This window comes from Roseateles sp. UC29_93 (genome assembly GCF_042695725.1).
GTDB lineage: Bacteria > Pseudomonadota > Gammaproteobacteria > Burkholderiales > Burkholderiaceae_C > Roseateles > Roseateles noduli_A.
On record NZ_CP170545.1, the window covers coordinates 154,198 to 173,591 of the forward strand.

A 19,394-nucleotide genomic window follows, 5' to 3' on the forward strand; every position below is an offset into this window, starting at 1 on the left:
GGAGACGGCGCGTCGAGAGCAGCAGCGGACGGAGCGGAGGTGTGCGTTTGGGAAGTCATGAAAGCTGTCGCAGGAAATCTGAACAGCGCCTCAGTGACAACCTCCGTCCCGCGGTTGTCGTGTTCGCCGACGGTTCCCGACGGCGAACCCGGGCATCCGACAACCGGACCTCAGACCGGGCCGCAGACCGGACCACAAGCCGGGCCGCAAGCCGGGCCGCAGACCGGCCCACTACACTGCCGCCCGATGCTCAACCGCATTTCCTTCCGCCAGATGCTGCTGATCGGCTTCCTGTCGATCGCCGGCCTGCTCGCCGCCGCGTCGCTGGGCGGCCTGCTGACGCTCGAGCGGCTGACCGTGCAGAGCCGCGAAGCCGTCGTGCGCGCCGCGCGCATGAGCAGCGAGGTGCAGCAGCTCGGCGATCGCGGCGTCAGCATGGAACGCGCCGCGCGGCAGTACGCCGTCCTGGAGGACCACGTGCTGCGCCAGCGCTTCGAGGAGGACGCCGACGACGCCGAGCGGCTGCTCGGCCTGCTGCGCGCGCAAGGCCTGACCCCCGCGCCGCTGGACGCCTGGAAGACCAAGCTCGACGAGATCCGCGCGCTGATGGACACGCCCCGCGGCGCCAATCCGCGCAAGCGCGAGACCGATCTGATGACGCGCTTCCGCGAGCTCGGCGGCCAGACCGGCGGCCTCGCCGAGGACGTCCGCAAGCACGCCGAGACCAGCAACCGCGTGCTGCAGGACAAGCTCGAGAACGGCCGCGTGCTGCTCGGCCAGCAGGTGCTGGGCGCGATCGGCGTCGCGGCGCTGCTGTCGCTGGTGTTCGGGATCTTCCTGACCCGTCCGCTGCGCCACCTCGCCCGCGCCATCAAGGGCCTGGGCGAGAACCGCCTGGACGACCGCATCGAGATCCGCGGCCCCGCCGACCTGCGCGTGATCGGCCAGCGCCTGGACTGGCTGCGGCTGCGGCTGGCGGAACTCGATGCCGACAAGGCGCGTTTCCTGCGGCACGTCTCGCACGAGCTCAAGACCCCGCTGGCCGCGCTGCGCGAAGGCACGGCGCTGCTGGAGGACGAGGTCGCCGGACCGCTCAACGACAAGCAGAAGGAAGTCGCCCGCATCCTGCGCGACAACACCGCCGTGCTGCAGCGCCAGATCGAGGACCTGCTGCGCTTCAACGCCGCCGCCTTCGAGGCGCGCGACCTCAAGCCACAGCGCACCGAGCTCATGTCCCTGATCCAGGGCACGATCGACCACCAGCGGCTGCAATGGCAGGCACGCGGATTGCACATCGCGCTCAACGGCGGACCGCTCGAGGCGGACGTCGACCCGGCCAAGATCGCGGCCGCCGTCGGCAACCTCCTCTCCAATGCGATACGCTTCGCCCCGCCCGGCGGCCGCGTCGACATCGACCTCGCGCGCCAGGGCGGCCAGCTCACCATCGACCTGCGGGACGACGGACCGGGCGTCGCGCCGGCGGACCAGGCCCGGATCTTCGAGCCCTTCTACCGCGGCGAACGCCAGCCCGACGACGCCCTGAAGGGCACGGGCATCGGCCTGTCCATCGTCACCGAATACATCGCCGCCCACGGTGGTCACATCGACCTGCTGCCCGCCGACCAGGGCGCCCATTTCAGAATCACGCTGCCATGCGCCCACACGCCCCGGTTCCTGAAGTCCACCAACGCCTGACGGCCCGCCCCGCGCCGGCCGGCCCGCGCGGGTGCGCGCCCGTCGCCGTCCGCCTTGCCGCCTGCTTCGCCGTGGGCCTGTCGACGATCGTGGCCGCCGGCTGCGCGCAGCAGCCGCCCCGGACCATCGTCAAGGAAGTGCGCGTGCAGGTGCCGGTGCAGGTGCCCGTCGTCGCGCCCACCGACAACGCGGCGCGCATCGTGCTCAACCTCAACGACCGGCTGCGCCAGATGAGCCCGCTCGAACTCGCGCAGGAAGTCGCCCCGCGCGACGACGGCGCGCTGCCGCCCGGCAACGCCGTGCAGCTCGCGCTCGCGCTGATGTTCAGCCACGCCAACGGCGAGACCTTCCGCGCCCAGACGCTGCTCGACCAGGTCCTGCGCGACGCGCGCCCGGAGGCCGACGAATGGCGCCCCATGGCGCAGTTCCTCGTCGACCGCGTCGCCGAGCAGCGCCGCATGGAAGGCGAGCTCGACAAGACCCGCCTGGCCCGCGACGACCTGCAGCGCCGCCTTGATGAGGCGAACCGCAAGCTCGAGGCGCTGAAGGCGATCGAGCGCAGCCTCGGCGGGCCGCGCTCGGCATTGGACAAGCCATGAGCGCCGCGCAGGGTCGTTCCGAGGGGCTCACATGAGCGGTGGTGCACGACTGCTGATCGTCGACGACGACGCCGACCTGCTCAAGCTGCTGTCGATGCGGCTGGAGGCCGCCGGTTACGACGTCACCGCCGTCGGCAGCGCCGAGGCCGCGCTCGCGCAACTGGACGTGCAGCGGCCCGCGCTGGTGCTCAGCGACGTGCAGCTGCCCGGCATGGACGGCCTGGCGCTGTTCAACACGATCCGCGAACGCCACCCCGCCCTGCCCGTCATCCTGCTGACCGCGCACGGCACGATCCCCGACGCCGTCGCCGCAACCGCGCAGGGCGTCTACACCTACCTGACCAAGCCTTTCGACGGTCGCGCGCTGCTCGACACCATCGCGCAAGCCCTGACCCTCACCGCCGTCCACCAGGACGACAGCCCCGACCAGGCCTGGCGCGAGTCCATCGTCAGCCGCTCCAACGTGATGGCCGAGGTGCTGGCCGAGGCCCGCCTGGTCTCGGCCTCGCAGGCACCGATATTGATCCGAGGCGAGAGCGGCAGCGGCAAGGAACTGCTCGCCCGCGCGATCCACGCGGCCAGCCCGCGCGCGAAGCGGCCCTTCGTCGCCGTCAACTGCGGCGCGATCCCGGAGCCGCTGCTGGAGTCCGAGCTCTTCGGCCACGTGAAGGGCGCTTTCACCGGCGCGCTCGCGAACCACCGCGGCCTGTTCCAGGCCGCCGACGGCGGCACGCTGCTGCTCGACGAGATCGGCGACATGCCGCTGCCGCTGCAGGTCAAGCTGCTGCGCGTGCTGCAGGAACACCAGGTGCGCCCGGTCGGCGCCAGCGCCTCGGTGCCGATCGACGTGCGCATCCTGTCCGCGACCCACCGCGACCTCGAGGCCGCGCTGGCCGAGGGCCAGTTCCGCGAGGACCTCTACTACCGCCTCAACGTCGTCAGCCTGACGCTGCCCACGCTGGACGAGCGCCGCGAGGACATCCCGCTGCTGGCGCAGCACTTCCTGCAGAAGCTCGCGGCCAAGTACGACAAGCGCGTCAACGGCTTCGCCCCCGACGCGCTGAAGGCGCTGACGATGGCCACCTGGCCGGGCAACGTGCGCCAGCTCCACAACGTCGTGGAGCAGGTCAGCGCGCTGGCCACGTCGCCGCTGATCCCGCTCTCGCTGGTGCAGCGCGCGCTGCGCCTGCCCAGCATTGAAGTACTTCCTTACGCCGAGGCGCGACAGCGCTTCGAACGCGAGTACCTGGTGGGCCTGCTCAAGCTCACCGACGGCAATGTCGCCGATGCTGCGCGGCTGGCCGACCGCAACCGGACCGAGTTCTACCGCTTGCTGCAGCGCAACGGACTGGAGCCGTCGATGTTCCGCGCCGATGGGCCTGTCGCCGATTAGCGACAAGAAAATCCCTTTCAAATCAACAACTTGGAAGAAGAGGCGGCAATCCCGTCGCCGCACGGCGACAGAAATTCCCGTGTGCGGCACCGCACAAACGACGCAAGTCGTTGATTCATAACGGAATTCCCATGTGGCACAGGCCTTGCAGTAGGTCAGTCACATGAGAAATATTCACTCCCCCTCCTCTCGGGTCCTCATCCAGGCGGCCAGTGCCCGCCTCCAGGCCGACCAGCGTCGGTGGATGGGGTCGGTTCTCGGGCTCGCGGTCGGCGCGGCGCTGCTGGCGGCCTCCGTCGCGGCGCACGCCTTCGGCTTCGACGAGGTGGCCGAGCGCGCCAAGGCGCTCGCCGCCAAGCCCTACGTCGCGCCGCCGGATGCGCTGCCGGTCGAGTTGAAGAACCTCAACTACGACCAGATGCGCGACATCCGCTTCAAGCCGGCGCGCGCGCTGTGGCGCGAGGAGAAGCTGCCCTTCGAGCTGATGTTCTTCCACCTGGGCCACTACCAGACCCAGGCCGTGCGCATCAACGAGATCGTCGGCGGCCAGGCAAGACCTGTCCCCTTCAAGCGCGAGGACTTCGACTACGGCAAGAACAGCCAGCTGTCGCCGCAGAAGTGGGGCGACGTCGGTTACGCAGGCTTCCGCGCGCATTACGCGCTCAACAACGACAAGTACAAGGACGAGCTGGCCGTCTTCCTCGGCGCGAGCTACTTCCGCGTGCTCGGCGCCAACCAGCATTACGGCCTGTCGGCGCGCGGCCTGGCCATCGACACCGTCGGCGGCAAGGGCGAGGAATTCCCGCGCTTCAGCGAGTTCTGGATCGAGCGCCCCACGGCCGACGCGAAGTCGCTGACCGTGCATGCGCTGATGGACTCGCAGCGCGCCAGCGGCGCCTACACCTTCGTGATCAAGCCGGGCGCCGAGACGGTCGTCGAGACGCGCGCGCGGCTGTTCCTGCGCTCGCCGGTCGCGACGCTGGCGCTGGCGCCGCTGACCAGCATGTACCTGTTCGGCGAGAACCAGCCGCAGAAGGGCGACTTCCGGCCCGAGGTCCACGACAGCGACGGCCTGATGGTCGCCAGCGCGAGCGGCGAATGGATCTGGCGTCCGCTGATCAACCCGAACGGCACGCTGACGACCTCGTTCACGCTGCCGGGCGTGAAGGGCTTCGGCCTGATGCAGCGCGACCGCCGCTTCGCCAGCTATGAGGACACCGAGGCGCGCTACGAGATGCGCCCCTCCGCCTGGGTCGAGCCGACCAGCGACTGGGGTCCGGGCCGCGTGGAGCTGATGTCGCTGCACACGCCCGACGAGACCCACGACAACATCGTCGCCTACTGGGTGCCGGCGAAGCAGCCGGCCCCGGGCCAGCCGCTGGACTACTCGTACCGCCTGCACCTGCAGGGCGAGCAGCAGCAACGCCCGCCCGGCGCCTGGGCCGTGCAGACACGCACCGGCTACAGCTACGCCAAGCTGGACAAGAACGAGCAGCAGTTCATCGTCGACTTCGAAGGCCCGTCGCTCGCCGCGCTGCCCGCCGGCGCCGAGGTCAAGGCCGTCGCCAGCACCAATGGCAACGGCGAGGTCACCGAGGTCAACGCCTATCCGAACCCGGTCACCGGCGGCTGGCGCATGGCCGTCCGCATCAAGCAGCTCCGCCCCGGTCAGTCGACCGAGCTGCGCGGCTTCCTCCAGACAAAGCAACAGGTCCTCACCGAGACCTGGAGCCTGATTCTTCCTCCCCAGTGAAGGAGCACGACATGACCGCATCCCTGCCCACCGGCACCCTGCATCAGGCGGCTTCCGCGCCGGGTCCCGTCGGACCGAGCGCCCCGGCGATCAAGCGCGGCGCGATGGTGCCCCGCGCCTGGGGCCAGCGCACGCCGCCGGTCGAGTCGCTGCCCGCGGCCCAGCCCCCCGAGGCCTGGGAGACCGCCGCGAAGCACCGCCGCAACGCGCTGAAGCTGTCGATCCTCGGCGCCACCGCGCTGGCGACCAGCGTGCTCTGGCGCACCCACAACGGCTGGGCCGCCGACCCCTGGGCCTTCGCGCTGCAATGCGTGCACCTGGCGCTGTTCGCGCTGCTGTTCGCCTGGGTCAGCGCCGGCTGCGTCACCGCGGTGATGGGCTTCTGGGTCATGCTGCGCGGCGACCGTCACGCCATCAGCATCAAGGACGCCGGCAATGACGCGCTCGGCGCCGACGCGCGCACCGCGCTCATCATGCCGATCTGCAACGAGGACGTGACCACCGTCTTCGCCGGCCTGCGCGCCAGCTGCGAGTCGCTCGCGGCCGCCGGCGCGCTGCGCCTGTTCGACGTCTACATCCTGTCCGACAGCAGCGACCCCGAGCGCCGCACGCAGGAGCTGGCCGCCTGGGCCGAGCTGCGCGCGCAGTTCGCCGGCCGCGGCCGCATCCATTACCGCTGGCGCCAGCGCCGGGTGAAGAAGAAGGCCGGCAACGTCGCCGACTTCTGCCGCCGCTGGGGCCGCAACTACCGCTACATGGTGGTGCTGGACGCCGACAGCGTGATGAGCGGCGACTGCCTGCTGGGCCTGGTCCGTCTGATGGAGAAGCACCCGCGCGCCGGCATCCTGCAGGCCGCCAACCAGGTCTGCGGTCACGACACGCCGCACGCCCGCGCACAGCAGTTCGCGAGCCGCGTGACGGGTCGCCTGTTCGCCGCCGGCATGCAGTTCTGGCAGCTGGGCGAGGCCCACTACTGGGGCCACAACGCGATCATCCGCGTCGAGCCCTTCATGAAGCATTGCGCCCTGGCCCCGCTGCGCGGCAAGGACATCATGTCCCACGACTTCGTCGAGGCCGCGCTGATGCGCCGCGCCGGCTACCAGGTGTGGCTGGTGGCGGACCTGCCGGGCAGCTATGAACAACAGCCGCCGCACCTGCTGGCCGAGCTGCAGCGCGACCGCCGCTGGTGCCAGGGCAACATCCAGAACGCCGGACTGATCGCCGAGCCCGGCCTGCACGGCGTGCATCGCGCGATGCTGGTCACCGGCGCGCTGTCCTACCTGGCCGCGCCGCTGTGGCTGCTGTACGTGGGCCTGGGCGTGCTGCTCTGGAACGTCGGCGGCAGCGAGGCCTTCCAGCCCTTCCTGGAAGACGGCTCGCTGGCCCCGGGCGTGGCCGCGCTGTGGTTCGGCACGATCGGCATGCTGGTGCTGCCGCGTCTGCTGTCGGTGGCCGCGCTGATCCTGCGCGGCGAGCAGTCGCAGTACGGCGGCTCGCTGAAGCTGGTGGCGTCCTGCGCCACCGAGGCCGGCATGTCGCTGCTGCAGGCGCCGCTGCGGATGGTCGCCCACTCGATCTTCTGCGTGGTCGCGCTGACGGGGATCTCGCTGGACTGGAAGTCCCCGCCGCGGGCCGCCGAGGATGTGTCCTGGCGCGAAGCGTTCGCCGCCTACGGCCGCATCAGCGCGGTGACGCTGGTCCTCACGGCGCTGATCGGCGCGCTGAGCCCGTCGACGCTGATCTGGATCGCGCCGATCGCCCTGCCGCTGCTGCTGGCCGCGCCGATCACGGTGCTGTCGAGCCGCTCCCGCCTGGGCGAGCGCATGCGCCGCGCCGGCCTGCTGGTGATCCCGGAGGAAAGCCGCACGCCGACGGTGCTGCGCAATGCCTGGGCCTATGGTCGCCAGGAGCGTCATCTCCCCGGCTTCGCCGACCTGCTGGCGAGCCGCCGCCTGACCGCGCTGGCAGCCGAAGCGATGGGGCGCCGCGACGTCGGCCAGGGCACGCGCGCACAGGTCCGTGGGCATCGCATCAGCGAACTGACGGCGCAACCGGGGGCGCTCGACACGATGTCGAATGCCGATCGCATGCGCTTCCTGAGCGAGCCGGGCCACCTGCTGCGCCTGGCGCAGCCGCTGCGCCCCTCGACGTTCACCGAGGTCCGCCCGGACCTGCGACTGGCGGCCTGATCAGAGAAACGCTCCATCGGCCCGGGCACCCGTCGACGAGTCATGGCGGAGGCGCGGCGCCCGGGACCGGTGGTTGCGTTGCGCGTGCGGGAGGCCAAGCGCGGGCACTCCACGGTGCAGGGGGCATCCCTCCGGGAACCCCCAGCACCATTCCGGCCCCAGCAGCGCTCGCGGTGTTCCCGTTTCGACCGCTACGTCGGATCCCGGTCGTAGGTTCTGACCTCCTCCGGCAATCGGACCCAGCCGTGCATGCGGCAGGTATAGACCGAGTCCTGCGGGGGCGGGAACGACGGATCGGCGAAGGCGCCGACGGCGACGCCGACCGAGCCTTCGACACCCTCTTCCGTGTGGAAGACGTTGCTGCCGCAGACCGGGCAGAAGTGGAAGCGGAAACGGGCGCCCTGGTCCCCGGCGCGCACGAACTCGGTGGCGATGCCGACGACCTCGTAGGGCTCGGCGAAAGCCGCCAGCGTCGCGAAGACACTGCCCGTGCGACGCTGGCACGCCAGGCAATGGCAGAGGCCGGTTCCCAACGGCTCTCCCTGCACCACGATCTTCAATTGGCCGCAACTGCACGAAGCGGTACGTGAAGCCATGCGATCACCTCCCTGGAGACCGTCTGTGGAACGGCCATGCTAAGCGCTGCCTTAGTGTGCTGGCTACAACTCTGAGACATCGTTGCCACAACGACATGCATGGGCGTCCCCAGAGTGGGGGATGCGCGCGGGCCGGAGACTTGCCCTGGCATCGCCCCGATGCGGGGCCTACATCGCCCAGAGGCGGGGCGAGGTGCCGTCCAGGCCCCACAAGACCTGACGCCAGGCGGCCCAGCAGCGGCGCAGCAGCAGCGACACCGGCTCGACGACCGGTCCCAGCGCCCGCACCACCAGCACGCCGTCCTGCGCCGCCGTGGCGCCGGCGGTGAGGCGCAGCGGATCGGCCTCGATCAGCGCGCGGACGGCGTCCAGTGCCTGCTCGCGACGTTCGCGTCCGATCGCGGTGCCGGCGGCAAACACCAGGGTGCCCAGGCAACGGTGGCCGGCCAGTCCGAGGTCTCCGTCCATCAGCAAGGCATCGTCCGCATCGAGCAGACCGCGTTCGAGCCAGACGCCCGGGATCTCCAGATGCTGCTGGAAACGTCCTGACGCATACGGCTGCCCCGCGCCGGGCAGGCCAAGCGCGGTGATGTCCCACGCGAACATTTCCGCCGTCGGCGCGAGCGTGAAGCGGGCCTCGTTGAGCGCCTCGCAGCCGGGATAGGCGATCGCCTCGAGCGGCAGCCATTCGAGCCGCGCGTGATCGCCCAGCTGCGCCTGCACGCGCTGCGTCGCGAGCGCGCCCGACGGGCTGCGATAGAAACGCGTCGCGCCCGGCGTGGTCACCAGCGCGTGCGCGCCCTCCCCCACCGTCACGGCGATGTCCAAGGTATCCCCGCCGACCAGGCCGCTGGGCGGATGCACCAGCACGCTGTGGCAGATCCCGTCGCCTTCCGGATAAAGGCTCTTCAGCAGGCGCAGCGGCCCCTCATGGTCATGGCTGACGACGCAGCGGCCGCGCTCGACGCGGTAGTCGGCGCGCAGGCGGGCCAACCACTGCTTGGCGGCCGGATCGTTGGAGGAGGCGGAAGCGGGGGAAGGCGAGGACTCGGGAGGCGCGGTCATGGGCGCGGATGTTAGGGGCATCCGCCCCTCATTTCGGCAGCGTGACCCAGGCGTAGTCCAGCCAGTTGTCGGCGCGGTGAACGGCCTTCACGCCCTGGCGCACCGCCCACGGCGCCGCCTGCCGATGCAGGGGCAGGACGTGGATCTGCTCACGGTACTCCTGCAGCGCGGCCCGGATCAGCTGCTCGCGCTTGGCGGGATCGGCCTCGGTCGAGGACGCGCCCGCGAGTTGATCGAACTTCGGATTCCTCGACCGGCCGTAGTTGTAGTAACCGGCGCCGGACGGCTTGTCGTCGCTGCGGTAGACCGGCGTCAGGATGGTCTCCGCGTCGGTGATCGCGCCGCCCCAGCCCATCAGGTAGAGGCTGGTCTCGTAGCGCTCCAGCTTGGGAAAGTACAGGACGCGCGGCATCGCGTTGACCTTCACCTTCACCTTGATCTGCGCCCACATCGACGCCAGGGCGAGGCAGATGGCCTCGTCGTTGACGTAGCGGTTGTTGGGGCAGTCCAGCGTCACCTCGAAGCCGTCCGCATAACCGGCGTCGGCCATGGCCTTGCGCGCGGTGACGAGGTCGAACGGCAGGCGCGTCTCCAGCGCCGGATCGCCGAAGGCGCCGAGCGGCGACGGCGTCAGCCCGCCGGTGGGCTGCGACAGGCCGTTCATCAGCCGCTTGTGGATGGCGTCGATGTCGATGGCCTGGTACATCGCGCGGCGAACGCGCAGGTCCTGGAAAGGGTTCTTGCCGCTGGGCGAGCGGCCGTACACCAGCGTGTCGCGCGCCTGGTCCATGCCGACGAAGATCAGGCGGTTCTCGAGCCCCTCGATCACCTGCACGCCCGCTGTCGCGCGCAGCCGCGGCACGTCGCGCGGCGCGGGATCGAGCAGCAGGTCGATCTCCCCCGACACCAGCGCGGCGAGCCGCGTCGCGTCGTTCGAGATCGGCGTGAACTGCACCTCCTGCACGTTGCCCTCGAAGCGGCCCCACCAGTTGGGGTTGCGCTTGTAGACGGTGCGGATGCCGGGCTGGCGGCGGACCAGCATGAAGGGGCCGGTGCCGTTCGTGTTGAAGCTGGCGAAGCTCTCCTCGTTGTCCTTGAAGCTGAGCGGCTTCGTCACCTTGTGCTGTTCGCTCCAGGACTTGCTCATGATGAAGAGCAGGTCCAGGTGCTGCAGGAAGATCGGGTTGAAGCGCGGCTGGGTGATCTCGACGGTGAGCTCGTCGATCTTGCGCGCGGTGCCGACCGCGTTGGCGTAGACGGCGACCTGCGAGGTCGGCGCCTTGGCGCGCTGCAGCGAGAAGACGACGTCGTCGGCGGTGAACGCCGAGCCGTCATGGAACCTGACGTTGGGACGCAGCTTGAAGCGCCAGACGAGCGGGCCGACCTGCGTCCACTCGGAGGCAAGACCCGGCACGATGTTGAGCTGGCGGTCGCGGGCGGTGAGCCGCTCGTAGACCTGCGAGTTCATGCCGTTGGTCAGGCTCTCGTTCTGCGAGTGCGGGTCCATCGTCTGGGCGTCGCCCTGGCTGGCCCAGCGCAGCGTCTGCGCGTGGGCCGCCGGCGCGCCGCCGACGGCTCCCCCGACCACGCCGGCGCACAGCGCCAGCAGCATGAGCAGTCGTGTCATCCCGCGCTCCCCGACGTCGTGTGATGTCGGGGAGTGTAGGGAGCACGGGCTCAGCGGGAGGTCGGGGTCTTTCCGGACGGGTCAGGGATTGCCCGCGAGCCCACAGCCCCCGGGCTCGCCTCAGGCCTACGGTTGAGGTCAAGCACGCTGGCGTAGCGCTTTACGACGGCCAGGACGATAAGCCTACGCCGTTCCCGAATTCGGATGTGAACTGGAATTTGGTGCATGCAACTTCTCCGTATGAATGAAGGGAAAGGAATGAATGTTGACGAGAGGGGCCCCTGCTTGCGACCACACGTCGAGCTGCTGTCGGCACCACTGAGCGACCTGTGCAACCGCTCCACAGGGAGATCGGACATCACGGAAGAGAAGTTGCGCTTCCTTGCGATCAATCACGAAGGCATGGGACGGATAGCCGTGCACCAGGTCAGAAACTCCGGACATGGTGATGTTCCGCCCCTTGAGCGCCAATCGCTCGCCGTAGGCGACGGCAATCCCAGTGGCGCGGGACATGGCGGTGAGCATCACGGGATCAATCTGCTGGGCGATAGGATGGAAGGCATCTCCCACAAGTCCTGCAGCCGCCATCGCGGCCACATCTGAGGACATTCCGTATTCCGTCATTTCACGCATCAGGTCTGCGAAGCTCAGCAGTTGGTGAGCCCACAGCATGCCCATCGTGTCGCTGACTTCCAGTGCGGAACCCTGGCGAGCGATCTCATTGACCCGCCGCACCTGCATGTCCAACGGACCTAGTTCGCCACGATCGTCCATGTGCAGCACTGACGCGCCGAGCACAACCAGTGTTCCTGCACTCTTGCAGTAGCGCGAAATCAGCGCCTCGACCCGGTCGTAGTGAAATCCCAGCGCCCGCGCGATACGGAATGCCGCGTGCGGATCGCCGCCAGGCGTTTCCAGAACGACGAGTACCTCGTCGTTCGTTCGTCGTTCTTCGAGCAGCGTGCTCAACTGCTCGTAGCCTTCCATCGTGATCGGTCCCGCATAGGTCACCACGTCGAACGGTGGTGCCAGCGGATCGGATTTCAACGAACTTGCCGGCGCCTCGTCAGCCGGGCTCGCCTCTTTCAACAGGACTGCCATCAGATGCCCTCCAGCGCCATTCATCAGCGCGAGGTCTGCATCTTCGAGCGGACGCGTCAGGCGAACCATTGCCTGAACTAGGAGACTTTCACCTCAAAGATTGAGGAGCGCCACCGCTCTGAGTCAGCGGCAGCCACCAAGACTTGCTGTCATCGCGTGGATCGTCTCTCCCGAGACGATCCCCCGGCCTCACTTCGCCGGCGCCTGCCAGAGCTCGTCGAGCCGCTGGAAGCCCCAGGTGGCCGGATCCTCGCGGCCGACGATGCGGTCCGACGCGTGGTTCGCCGACAGGTCCAGCACCTGCGTCGGGATCGGCATCTGCGACTTCGTCGAATAGAACACCCGCACCCGCGGCGCCGTCAGCGCCGTGGCGTTCTGCTCCAGCACCACCCCCAGGCGGCCCGACTGCAGCTTCACCAGCGTCCCCACCGGATAGATGCCCACGCACTTCACGAAGGCCTGGAACACCCGCGGATCGAAATGCCCCGTCCACTGCGCCATCCGCGCCAGCGACGACGCCGGATCCCACGCGTTCTTGTAGGGCCGGTTCGAGGTGATCGCGTCGTACACGTCGCACACCGCGCCCATGCGCGACAGCAGGCTGATCTGCTCGCCCGCCAGCTTGCCGGGGTAGCCCGTGCCGTCCATCTTCTCGTGATGCCGCAGCGCGACGTCCAGCGCCGCCTCGGGCACCGAGGTGCCTTCCTTGAGCATCTCGAAGCCGCGCGTCGGGTGGTCGCGCATGATCGCGAACTCGGCGTCGGTCAGCGCGCCCGGCTTGTTCAGCACGTTCAGCGGCATCATCATCTTGCCGACGTCATGCAGCAGACCGGCGAGGCCGGCCTCGCGCGTGCGCGGCTCGTCCAGGCCCATCTGCCGCGCCAGCGACACCATCAGCGCGCACACCGCCACCGAGTGCATGTAGGTGTAGTCGTCCTTGGTCTTCAGCCTCGCCAGGCTGATCAGCGCCGACGGATTGCGGACCACCGAGCTCGCGACCTCCTCGACCAGGGGCAGGCATTGCTCGGCGTCGATCGCCTTGCCCAGCCGGGCCTCGCCGAACAGCGTCATCACCGCGCGCTTGGAGCGCTGCATCACCTGCGTGGCGCGCTCGAGCTCCTCGCCCATCGACGCGGGCGCGGTGCTCAACTCGAGTCGCGGCGCCGCGGCAATGACGGCGGGTGCGGCGGGAGGCTCCGTCGCCGCGGGCGCCGCGGACGGGGCGGGCGCGGCAGCGGGCGGAGCCAGGGCCGCCTTCGGCGCCTCGGGGGCGTCGACGTCCAGGCCCTTGGACGCGTCGATCCAGCAGAACGGCACGCCGCTGGCCTTCAGCGCCTTCAGATCCTCGGGATCGGTGAGGACGAATTTCGTCTTCCAGAAAGGGTGCGACAGCCACGACCCTTCCATCCCTTGCAGATACATGCCCAGCTTCACCTGGGCCGTCGGGATCTTCTTCAGCATGACTGGCGTTTTCGTCCAGGGCAACACAGTATGGCGCCCTCCCGGCGCACGCACAGTCAGTACAGGCAATAAAAAACCGCCCTGGCGGGCGGTTGGCTACTGCTCTTCGCTTGCACCGAGGCTGGCTCACAGCCTGCCACGGATCAACGGAACCGCGATTGCGGGACTGTACGGAGTTCGGATGGCAAGCCTGCCAAATATTGCGACAGAAGCTTCAGTTCGGCGTGACTGAATTGCTTCACCTGGCCCGCCATCACCGCGTTGGTGCGCCCGTGATACGGCTTGCCCTCGATCTGATAGGACTTCAGCGCCACGTACAGATAGTCGGCGTGCTGGCCGGCGATCTTGGGGTAGGTGCCGTCGATCGGCTTGCTGAAGTTGGCGCCATGACAGCTCGCGCACGCGCCCTTGTCCAGCAGCTTCTTGACGTCGGCCGGCGCCTCGACCGTCGCGGGCACGGCGTCGACCTTGGCCAGGCCGGCGTAGTACTCGGAGATCTCGGTGATGTCCCGGTCGCCCAACGGCAGCGCGATGCCGCGCATGGTCGGGTGCTTGCGGTCGCCCTTGGCGTACGCCGTCAGCGCATTGGCGATGTACTTGGCGTTCTGGCCCGCGATCATCGGGACCTTGTGCACCTCGGGGAAGGTGGCCTGATAGCCGGGGATGCCATGGCAGCCGATGCACATGGCCACCTTGGCCTGCACCGGGGCCTGGGGGCCAGGTGTTGCCGCGGACGTCGCGGCGGGGGTGGTCGTCGACGGCGCTTGTCCCGGCGCGGGCGACGAAGGGGCGTTGGACTGAGCGGCTACAACAAACGCACTTCCGGCCAGCATCAACGCGAGGGAGATCTGCAGTTGTCTTCTCATGGTCCCGATCTTCTAGGATTTGGGGCGGCGCGATTATAGGGGGGGCCCTATATACTGGTTTTCACCCCTGCGCTAGAGAAGCCCCTCATGAAATTCCAAGGTTCCCAGGACTACGTCGCCACGCCCGACCTGATGCTGGCGGTCAACGCGGCCATCACGCTGACGCGGCCGCTGCTGGTCAAGGGCGAACCGGGCACCGGCAAGACGCTGCTGGCCGAGGAAGTCGCCAAGGCCCTGGGACTGCCGCTGCTGCAGTGGCACGTGAAGAGCACGACCAAGGCGCAGCAGGGCCTGTACGAGTACGACGCGGTCAGCCGGCTGCGCGACAGCCAGCTCGGCGACGACAAGGTGCGCGACATCGCCAACTACATCGTCAAGGGCACGCTGTGGGAGGCTTTCGCGTCGGACACGCCGGTGGCGCTGCTGATCGACGAGATCGACAAGGCCGACATCGAGTTCCCCAACGACCTGCTGCGCGAACTCGACCGCATGGAGTTCTACGTCTACGAGACCCGCGAGTGGGTCCGGGCGAAACACCGGCCGCTGGTGTTCATCACCTCCAACAACGAGAAGGAGCTGCCCGACGCCTTCCTGCGCCGCTGCTTCTTCCACTACATCAAGTTCCCCGAGGCCGACACGATGCAGGCCATCGTCGACGTCCACTTCCCCGGGCTGAAGAAGGACCTGCTGGCCGCCGCGCTGAAGACCTTCTACGACGTGCGCAAGCTGCCGGGGCTGAAGAAGAAGCCCTCCACGTCGGAACTGATCGACTGGCTCAAGCTGCTGCTGGCCGAGGACATCCCGCTGGAGGCGCTGCAGACGCAGGACGACAAGGTCGCGATCCCGCCGCTGGTGGGCGCGCTGCTGAAGAACGAGCAGGACCTGACCCTGTTCGAGAAGCTCGTCTACATGCAGAGCCGCAACCGCTGAGCAGAATCAGCTGAGCAGGATCCGCCGAAGCCGCCGGGCCAGAACAAGAACGGAACAAGGATGAGACAGGCATGAGCCAAGACTTCAACGCCGCCTGGCGCACCGCGCTGGCCGACGCGCTGGGATTCGTCGGCGGCGGCGTGATCGGCCTGCTGGTCGGCCGCTCGCTGGGATGGGAATTCATCGGCGAGCCCGGCTGGGGGCCGACCCAGGTCCTGGGCCTGCTGACCATCCTCGTCGGCATGGGCGGCTGCCGCTGGCTGCTGCGCCGGCTGCTGCTCGGCAACAAGGGCTGAGGCCCGCCCTGCCCTCGCCCATCCTTCACCCTCCCCCTTTTCCTCGCACCGCCGGCCGAGGGTCGGCTCGACTCATGACCGCACCCACCCCCTTCACCGCGCCGGTCACGCTGACCGGCCCGCATGCGCGGCTCGAGCCGTTGTCGCACGATCACCGCGAGGCGCTGGTCGACGCGGTCGCCGACGGCGAACTCTGGAAGCTCTGGTACACCACCGTGCCCGCGCCCGACCGCATGGGCGCGGAGATCGACCGGCGCCTGGGACTGCGCGACGCGGGCTCGATGAACCCCTTCACCGTGTTCGATGCCGACGGCCGCGTCGCCGGCATGACGACCTACATGAACATCGACGCGACCAATCGCCGCGTCGAGATCGGCTCCACCTGGACCCGCGCGTCCAGCCAGCGCAGCGGGCTGAACACGCAGTGCAAGCTGCTGCTGCTGCGGCACGCGTTCGAGACACTGGACTGCATCGCGGTGGAGTTCCGCACCAACCGCCTCAACACGCAGAGCCGCCGCGCGATCGAGCGGCTCGGCGCGCAGCTCGACGGCGTCCTGCGCTCGCACGTGATCATGCCCAGCGGCCTGCCGCGCGACACCGCCGTCTACAGCATCACCGCGGCCGAATGGCCGACCATCCAGACCCACCTGCAGTGGTTACTCGACAAACCCCGGAGCGCCTGATGCCCGCCGTGAAGAAGACCCCCGCGAAGACTCCCGCCAGGAAGCCCCCGATCCGGAAGCCCGCCGCCACGAAGAGCGCATCGAAGAAGAACGCCTCCGCGTTGAAGACCTTCGACGTCGACGCGCTGTGGGCGCTGGCGCGCATCGGCGCGCCGAGCCTGTCGCCGGACGGCGCGCAGGCCGTCGTGCCGGTGACGCGCTACGACATGGAGAAGAACAAGGGGGCGACCGCGCTGTGGCTGCTGTCGACGCTGGGCGGCGAGCCGCGCGTGCTGACCTCCGCCGGCGAGAAGGACGGCCAGCCGCGCTGGAGCCCGACCGGCGAATCCGTCGCCTTCATCGCGCGTCGCGACCAGGAAGGCGACAAGGACGACGCACCGCAGCTCTACGTGATCCCGCCTGATGGCGGCGAGGCCCGCCGCGTGACGAAGCTGCCTTTCGGCGTCGAGTCCTTCAAGTGGTTCCCCGACGGCCAGCGCCTGGCCTTCGTGTCCTGGGTCGACCCGGGCCTGAAGGGCCAGGCCGCGCAGGCCGAGCGCCGCAAGGCCGAGAAGGACCGCAAGGAATCGGCCTACGTGACCGAGGAAGGTTTCTACCGCTTCTGGGACCACTCGCTGCCGATGAACCGCGTGCCACATCTGCACGTGATCGACCTGGCCAGCGGCGAGGTCCGCGACCTGTTCGAGGGCACCGACTTCGAACTCAGCCGCGCCGAGCCCGATGCCGACACCTTCGACATCTCGCCGGACGGCCGCCGCATCGTGTTCAGCTTCGACCCGAACACGCCCAAGACGCTGGAGCACCGCAACGCGCTGGCCGAGATCGACGTCCGCTCGGGCCGCGCGCAGGTGCTGCTGCACGAGCCGGGCTGGGATTTGGTCGCGCCGGTCTACAGCCACGCGGGCCACCACATCGCCTTCATCGCCACCCACCAGGGCCTGAAGCACACGATGCCGCAGCAGCTGGCGGTGCTCGACACGCACGGCAACTGGGCCGTGCTGTCGGAGGACTGGGATCAGGAAGTCGCCGCCCCGCTGCGCTGGGACGAGGACGACCTCGGCGTGCTCTTCTGCGCCGAGGACCAGGGGCGCCGCCATCTCTACCGCTTCGACGTGAAGACGCTGCACGCGTTCCCGCTGTGCGAGGGCGGCCATGTCGGCGCGTTCGCGCTCGAGGCCGGCACGCTGGTCGTCCTGCACGACAGCGCGTCCTTCCCGCCGCAGGTCTCCGTCGTCGATCGCGAGGGCGACGCCGAGGAGCAGGTGCTGCACCGCATCGAATCCTTCAACGACGAGGCGCTCGCCTCATTGCGCTTCGGCGAGGTCGAAGAGCTCTGGTACGAAGGCGCGCTGGGCGAGCTCGTCCAGATGTGGCTCTACCACCCGCCCGGCTTCGACCCGAAGCAGAAGACCAAGGTGCCGCTGATGCAGCTGATCCACGGCGGTCCGCACACCGCCATGGGCGACAGCTGGCACTGGCGCTGGAACCACCAGGCGATGGCATCGCAGGGCTACGTCGTCGCCTGCGTGAATTACCACGGCTCGTCGAGCTTCGGAAACCGCTTCGCCGACTCGATCACCGGGCGTTGGGGCGAGCTGGAACTGCAGGACGTGGAAATCGCGACCGACCTGCTGCTCAAGCAGCCCTGGGCCGATCCGAAGCGGGTGTTCGCCACGGGCGGCAGCTACGGCGGCTACATGGTCGCGTGGATGAACGGCCACGTGCCGGCCGGCCGCTACCAGGCCTACGTCTGCCACGCGGGCTGCTTCGACTGGACGGCGATGTTCGCGAACGACGCCTACCTGTGGCATGCCAAGGAGTTGGGCACGGCGTACTGGAAGGATCCGGCCAAGGTCGCCGCGCAAAGCCCGATCGGCTACGCGCAGCACTTCAACACGCCGACGCTGGTCATCCACGGCCAGCTCGACTACCGCGTCCCCGACGCGCAGGGCCTGGCCTACTACAACACGCTGAAGGCGCAGGGCGTCGACGCCCGGCTCGTCTGGTTCCCCGACGAGAACCATTGGGTCATGAAGCCGCGCAACTCCAGGCTCTGGTACGGCGAGTTCTTCGACTGGCTCAAGCGCCACGACACGACCGGCACGAAGGCGGGCATCAAGGCCGGCGCGAAGTCGGAGGCGAAAGCGAAAGCGGGCGCGGGAGCGAAAGCGGGCGCAAGGAGCGGCTCGAAGAAGCAGCGCGCCTGAGGAGCAGCACCAGCAACGCGAGGCCCGCCGCAGCCATCGCGAGCGTCGAGGGCTCCGGCACCGCCGGCGGCGGCAGCTGCTCGGTACGCGGTGGCAGCACGAACAGCGGCGGCGTCGGCACGGAGAACGGTGGCGGTCCCGCGGGCGGTGGCCCGATCGACACGCGCGGCGGACTCGAGAACGAGCCCGGCGGCGTCTCCGGCACGCCGGTCAAGGGCGTGGGCGGCAATGTCGACAAGGGCGGCGTGTCCGCCGGCACCGGTGTCGGCGCACCGGCGCCCGGCGGATCGAAGAGCAGTTCGCCTTCGCCGGGTGGCGTGGCGCCTCCACCCCCGCCGCCGCCCGGCACGCGGGCGATGCGGCTCACGTTGCGGCACACGGTGGGCACCATCACGCAGGCCGTGCCTTCGCAATAGACCAGCGCACGCTCGCGCTGATCGTCGGACCAGCGATCGCGCGTGACGCTCGCACAAACGCGTCCCCGGCCGAAATGCATGTCGCGGATCTGCGGCTCGTAGCCCGCATTCCCCTCGATGCGATCGCGCGAGATCTCGACGACGTCGTCGTACTCGTGCGCCCGCATCCGCGTCTTGAGGCGCTCACGCACCGCCGGCGCAAGATCGGTGTAGCGGTCGACGGCCGCGGGCACGTCGCCCATGAAGCTGTCGTGGCCCGGACGGTCCCATGAACAGGCGGCAGGCGCGGCGGCCCGCGCCGGCACGTGGGCGAGGAACGCCCCAACCGCAAGCGCGGCAAACAGGTACTGCAGTCGTGACATGGGAGGGCGACGGCCCTGTGGGACCTCGGCAAAGTTGAAGGCGAGCTTCCTTTGGCAAGACCGGGACCCGGGGACAGGTGTTGCGCAAGGCGTACTGCGTATCGCCGAGAGCGTCGCGCGACTGTGGGTGGCGCGACTGCGTGTCGCCAAGCGCG

The 19,394-nt window shown here is 69.1% G+C and carries 16 protein-coding genes; 9 read left to right on the plus strand and 7 right to left on the minus strand.

Features of this window, described 5'->3' with window-relative positions:
* The first annotated feature begins 246 nt into the window (after positions 1 to 246).
* The 5 genes from ACFJIX_RS00660 to mdoH all read left to right on the plus strand — a co-directional run bounded on the left by ACFJIX_RS00660 (position 247) and on the right by mdoH (position 7,629).
* Positions 247 to 1,695, plus strand: a complete 1,449-nt coding sequence (locus ACFJIX_RS00660) for an ATP-binding protein (RefSeq protein ID WP_377156979.1) — start codon at positions 247 to 249, stop codon at positions 1,693 to 1,695.
* Complete coding sequence (locus ACFJIX_RS00665; RefSeq protein ID WP_377156981.1) at positions 1,653 to 2,294, plus strand: hypothetical protein; 642 nt, start codon at positions 1,653 to 1,655, stop codon at positions 2,292 to 2,294. The genes ACFJIX_RS00660 and ACFJIX_RS00665 overlap by 43 nt, the downstream gene beginning before the upstream one ends.
* 31 nt (positions 2,295 to 2,325) lie before the next feature.
* Positions 2,326 to 3,687: a sigma 54-interacting transcriptional regulator gene (locus tag ACFJIX_RS00670; RefSeq protein WP_377156983.1), complete on the plus strand. Its 1,362-nt coding sequence runs from the start codon at positions 2,326 to 2,328 to the stop codon at positions 3,685 to 3,687.
* Positions 3,688 to 3,931: 244 nt separating this feature from the next.
* Entirely contained in the window at positions 3,932 to 5,440 is a 1,509-nt protein-coding gene (locus tag ACFJIX_RS00675) for a glucan biosynthesis protein G (RefSeq protein ID WP_377156985.1), read from the plus strand.
* 11 nt (positions 5,441 to 5,451) lie between these two features.
* Positions 5,452 to 7,629 (plus strand): glucans biosynthesis glucosyltransferase MdoH, encoded by a 2,178-nt coding sequence (gene mdoH, locus ACFJIX_RS00680; RefSeq protein ID WP_377156987.1) that lies wholly within the window; start codon positions 5,452 to 5,454, stop codon positions 7,627 to 7,629.
* A 191-nt stretch (positions 7,630 to 7,820) separates the two neighbouring features.
* On the opposite strand, the gene ACFJIX_RS00685 is transcribed toward mdoH, so the two are convergent.
* The 6 genes from ACFJIX_RS00685 to ACFJIX_RS00710 all read right to left on the minus strand — a co-directional run bounded on the left by ACFJIX_RS00685 (position 7,821) and on the right by ACFJIX_RS00710 (position 14,183).
* A complete protein-coding gene (locus ACFJIX_RS00685) occupies positions 7,821 to 8,225 on the minus strand; it encodes a GFA family protein (RefSeq protein WP_377156989.1) in 405 nt (134 codons plus the stop codon).
* 168 nt (positions 8,226 to 8,393) lie between these two features.
* A complete protein-coding gene (locus ACFJIX_RS00690; protein ID WP_377156991.1) occupies positions 8,394 to 9,290 on the minus strand; it encodes an urease accessory protein UreD in 897 nt (298 codons plus the stop codon).
* Between the two features lie 28 nt (positions 9,291 to 9,318).
* Positions 9,319 to 10,917, minus strand: a complete 1,599-nt coding sequence (locus ACFJIX_RS00695) for an ABC transporter substrate-binding protein (protein ID WP_377156992.1) — start codon at positions 10,915 to 10,917, stop codon at positions 9,319 to 9,321.
* A 183-nt stretch (positions 10,918 to 11,100) separates the two neighbouring features.
* The gene (locus ACFJIX_RS00700) at positions 11,101 to 12,018 is read right to left on the minus strand and encodes a hypothetical protein (protein WP_377156994.1); all 918 of its coding nucleotides are present in this window, start codon (positions 12,016 to 12,018) and stop codon (positions 11,101 to 11,103) included.
* 189 nt (positions 12,019 to 12,207) lie between these two features.
* A complete protein-coding gene (locus tag ACFJIX_RS00705; RefSeq protein ID WP_377156995.1) occupies positions 12,208 to 13,479 on the minus strand; it encodes an HD-GYP domain-containing protein in 1,272 nt (423 codons plus the stop codon).
* Between the two features lie 143 nt (positions 13,480 to 13,622).
* Entirely contained in the window at positions 13,623 to 14,183 is a 561-nt protein-coding gene (locus ACFJIX_RS00710; protein WP_377156997.1) for a c-type cytochrome, read from the minus strand.
* Positions 14,184 to 14,432: 249 nt separating this feature from the next.
* Between ACFJIX_RS00710 and ACFJIX_RS00715 the strand changes: the two genes are divergently transcribed.
* The 4 genes from ACFJIX_RS00715 (at position 14,433) to ACFJIX_RS00730 (ending at position 18,461) form a co-directional block, all read left to right on the plus strand.
* Positions 14,433 to 15,275 carry a MoxR family ATPase gene (locus ACFJIX_RS00715; protein WP_088406056.1) on the plus strand — a complete coding sequence of 281 codons (843 nt, stop codon included), beginning with the start codon at positions 14,433 to 14,435 and terminating at the stop codon, positions 15,273 to 15,275.
* 71 nt (positions 15,276 to 15,346) lie between these two features.
* Positions 15,347 to 15,571 (plus strand): hypothetical protein, encoded by a 225-nt coding sequence (locus ACFJIX_RS00720; protein WP_377156998.1) that lies wholly within the window; start codon positions 15,347 to 15,349, stop codon positions 15,569 to 15,571.
* Between the two features lie 74 nt (positions 15,572 to 15,645).
* Positions 15,646 to 16,254 carry a GNAT family N-acetyltransferase gene (locus tag ACFJIX_RS00725; protein ID WP_377156999.1) on the plus strand — a complete coding sequence of 203 codons (609 nt, stop codon included), beginning with the start codon at positions 15,646 to 15,648 and terminating at the stop codon, positions 16,252 to 16,254.
* Positions 16,254 to 18,461, plus strand: coding sequence for a prolyl oligopeptidase family serine peptidase (locus ACFJIX_RS00730; protein WP_377157000.1), 2,208 nt, complete (start codon positions 16,254 to 16,256; stop codon positions 18,459 to 18,461). Before ACFJIX_RS00725 ends, ACFJIX_RS00730 begins: the two co-directional genes overlap by 1 nt.
* Here the strand turns inward: ACFJIX_RS00730 and ACFJIX_RS00735 are convergent.
* Positions 18,370 to 19,239: an MHFG family PEP-CTERM protein gene (locus ACFJIX_RS00735; protein WP_377157002.1), complete on the minus strand. Its 870-nt coding sequence runs from the start codon at positions 19,237 to 19,239 to the stop codon at positions 18,370 to 18,372. The genes ACFJIX_RS00730 and ACFJIX_RS00735 overlap by 92 nt on opposite strands.
* Positions 19,240 to 19,394: the final 155 nt, after the last annotated feature.

Bases quoted from the DNA above. Each gene is read 5' to 3' on its own strand.
- ACFJIX_RS00735 (WP_377157002.1), bottom strand. From the start codon at position 19,239: ATGTCACGACTGCAGTACCTGTTTGCCGCGCTTGCGGTTGGGGCGTTC.
- ACFJIX_RS00675 (WP_377156985.1), top strand. From the start codon at position 3,932: ATGGGGTCGGTTCTCGGGCTCGCGGTCGGCGCGGCGCTGCTGGCGGCC.
- ACFJIX_RS00690 (WP_377156991.1), bottom strand. From the start codon at position 9,290: ATGACCGCGCCTCCCGAGTCCTCGCCTTCCCCCGCTTCCGCCTCCTCC.
- ACFJIX_RS00695 (WP_377156992.1), bottom strand. From the start codon at position 10,917: ATGACACGACTGCTCATGCTGCTGGCGCTGTGCGCCGGCGTGGTCGGG.
- ACFJIX_RS00715 (WP_088406056.1), top strand. From the start codon at position 14,433: ATGAAATTCCAAGGTTCCCAGGACTACGTCGCCACGCCCGACCTGATG.
- ACFJIX_RS00670 (WP_377156983.1), top strand. From the start codon at position 2,326: ATGAGCGGTGGTGCACGACTGCTGATCGTCGACGACGACGCCGACCTG.
- ACFJIX_RS00725 (WP_377156999.1), top strand. From the start codon at position 15,646: ATGACCGCACCCACCCCCTTCACCGCGCCGGTCACGCTGACCGGCCCG.
- ACFJIX_RS00705 (WP_377156995.1), bottom strand. From the start codon at position 13,479: ATGCTGAAGAAGATCCCGACGGCCCAGGTGAAGCTGGGCATGTATCTG.
- ACFJIX_RS00730 (WP_377157000.1), top strand. From the start codon at position 16,254: ATGCCCGCCGTGAAGAAGACCCCCGCGAAGACTCCCGCCAGGAAGCCC.
- mdoH (WP_377156987.1), top strand. From the start codon at position 5,452: ATGACCGCATCCCTGCCCACCGGCACCCTGCATCAGGCGGCTTCCGCG.
- ACFJIX_RS00720 (WP_377156998.1), top strand. From the start codon at position 15,347: ATGAGCCAAGACTTCAACGCCGCCTGGCGCACCGCGCTGGCCGACGCG.
- ACFJIX_RS00700 (WP_377156994.1), bottom strand. From the start codon at position 12,018: ATGGCAGTCCTGTTGAAAGAGGCGAGCCCGGCTGACGAGGCGCCGGCA.
- ACFJIX_RS00685 (WP_377156989.1), bottom strand. From the start codon at position 8,225: ATGGCTTCACGTACCGCTTCGTGCAGTTGCGGCCAATTGAAGATCGTG.
- ACFJIX_RS00660 (WP_377156979.1), top strand. From the start codon at position 247: ATGCTCAACCGCATTTCCTTCCGCCAGATGCTGCTGATCGGCTTCCTG.
- ACFJIX_RS00665 (WP_377156981.1), top strand. From the start codon at position 1,653: ATGCGCCCACACGCCCCGGTTCCTGAAGTCCACCAACGCCTGACGGCC.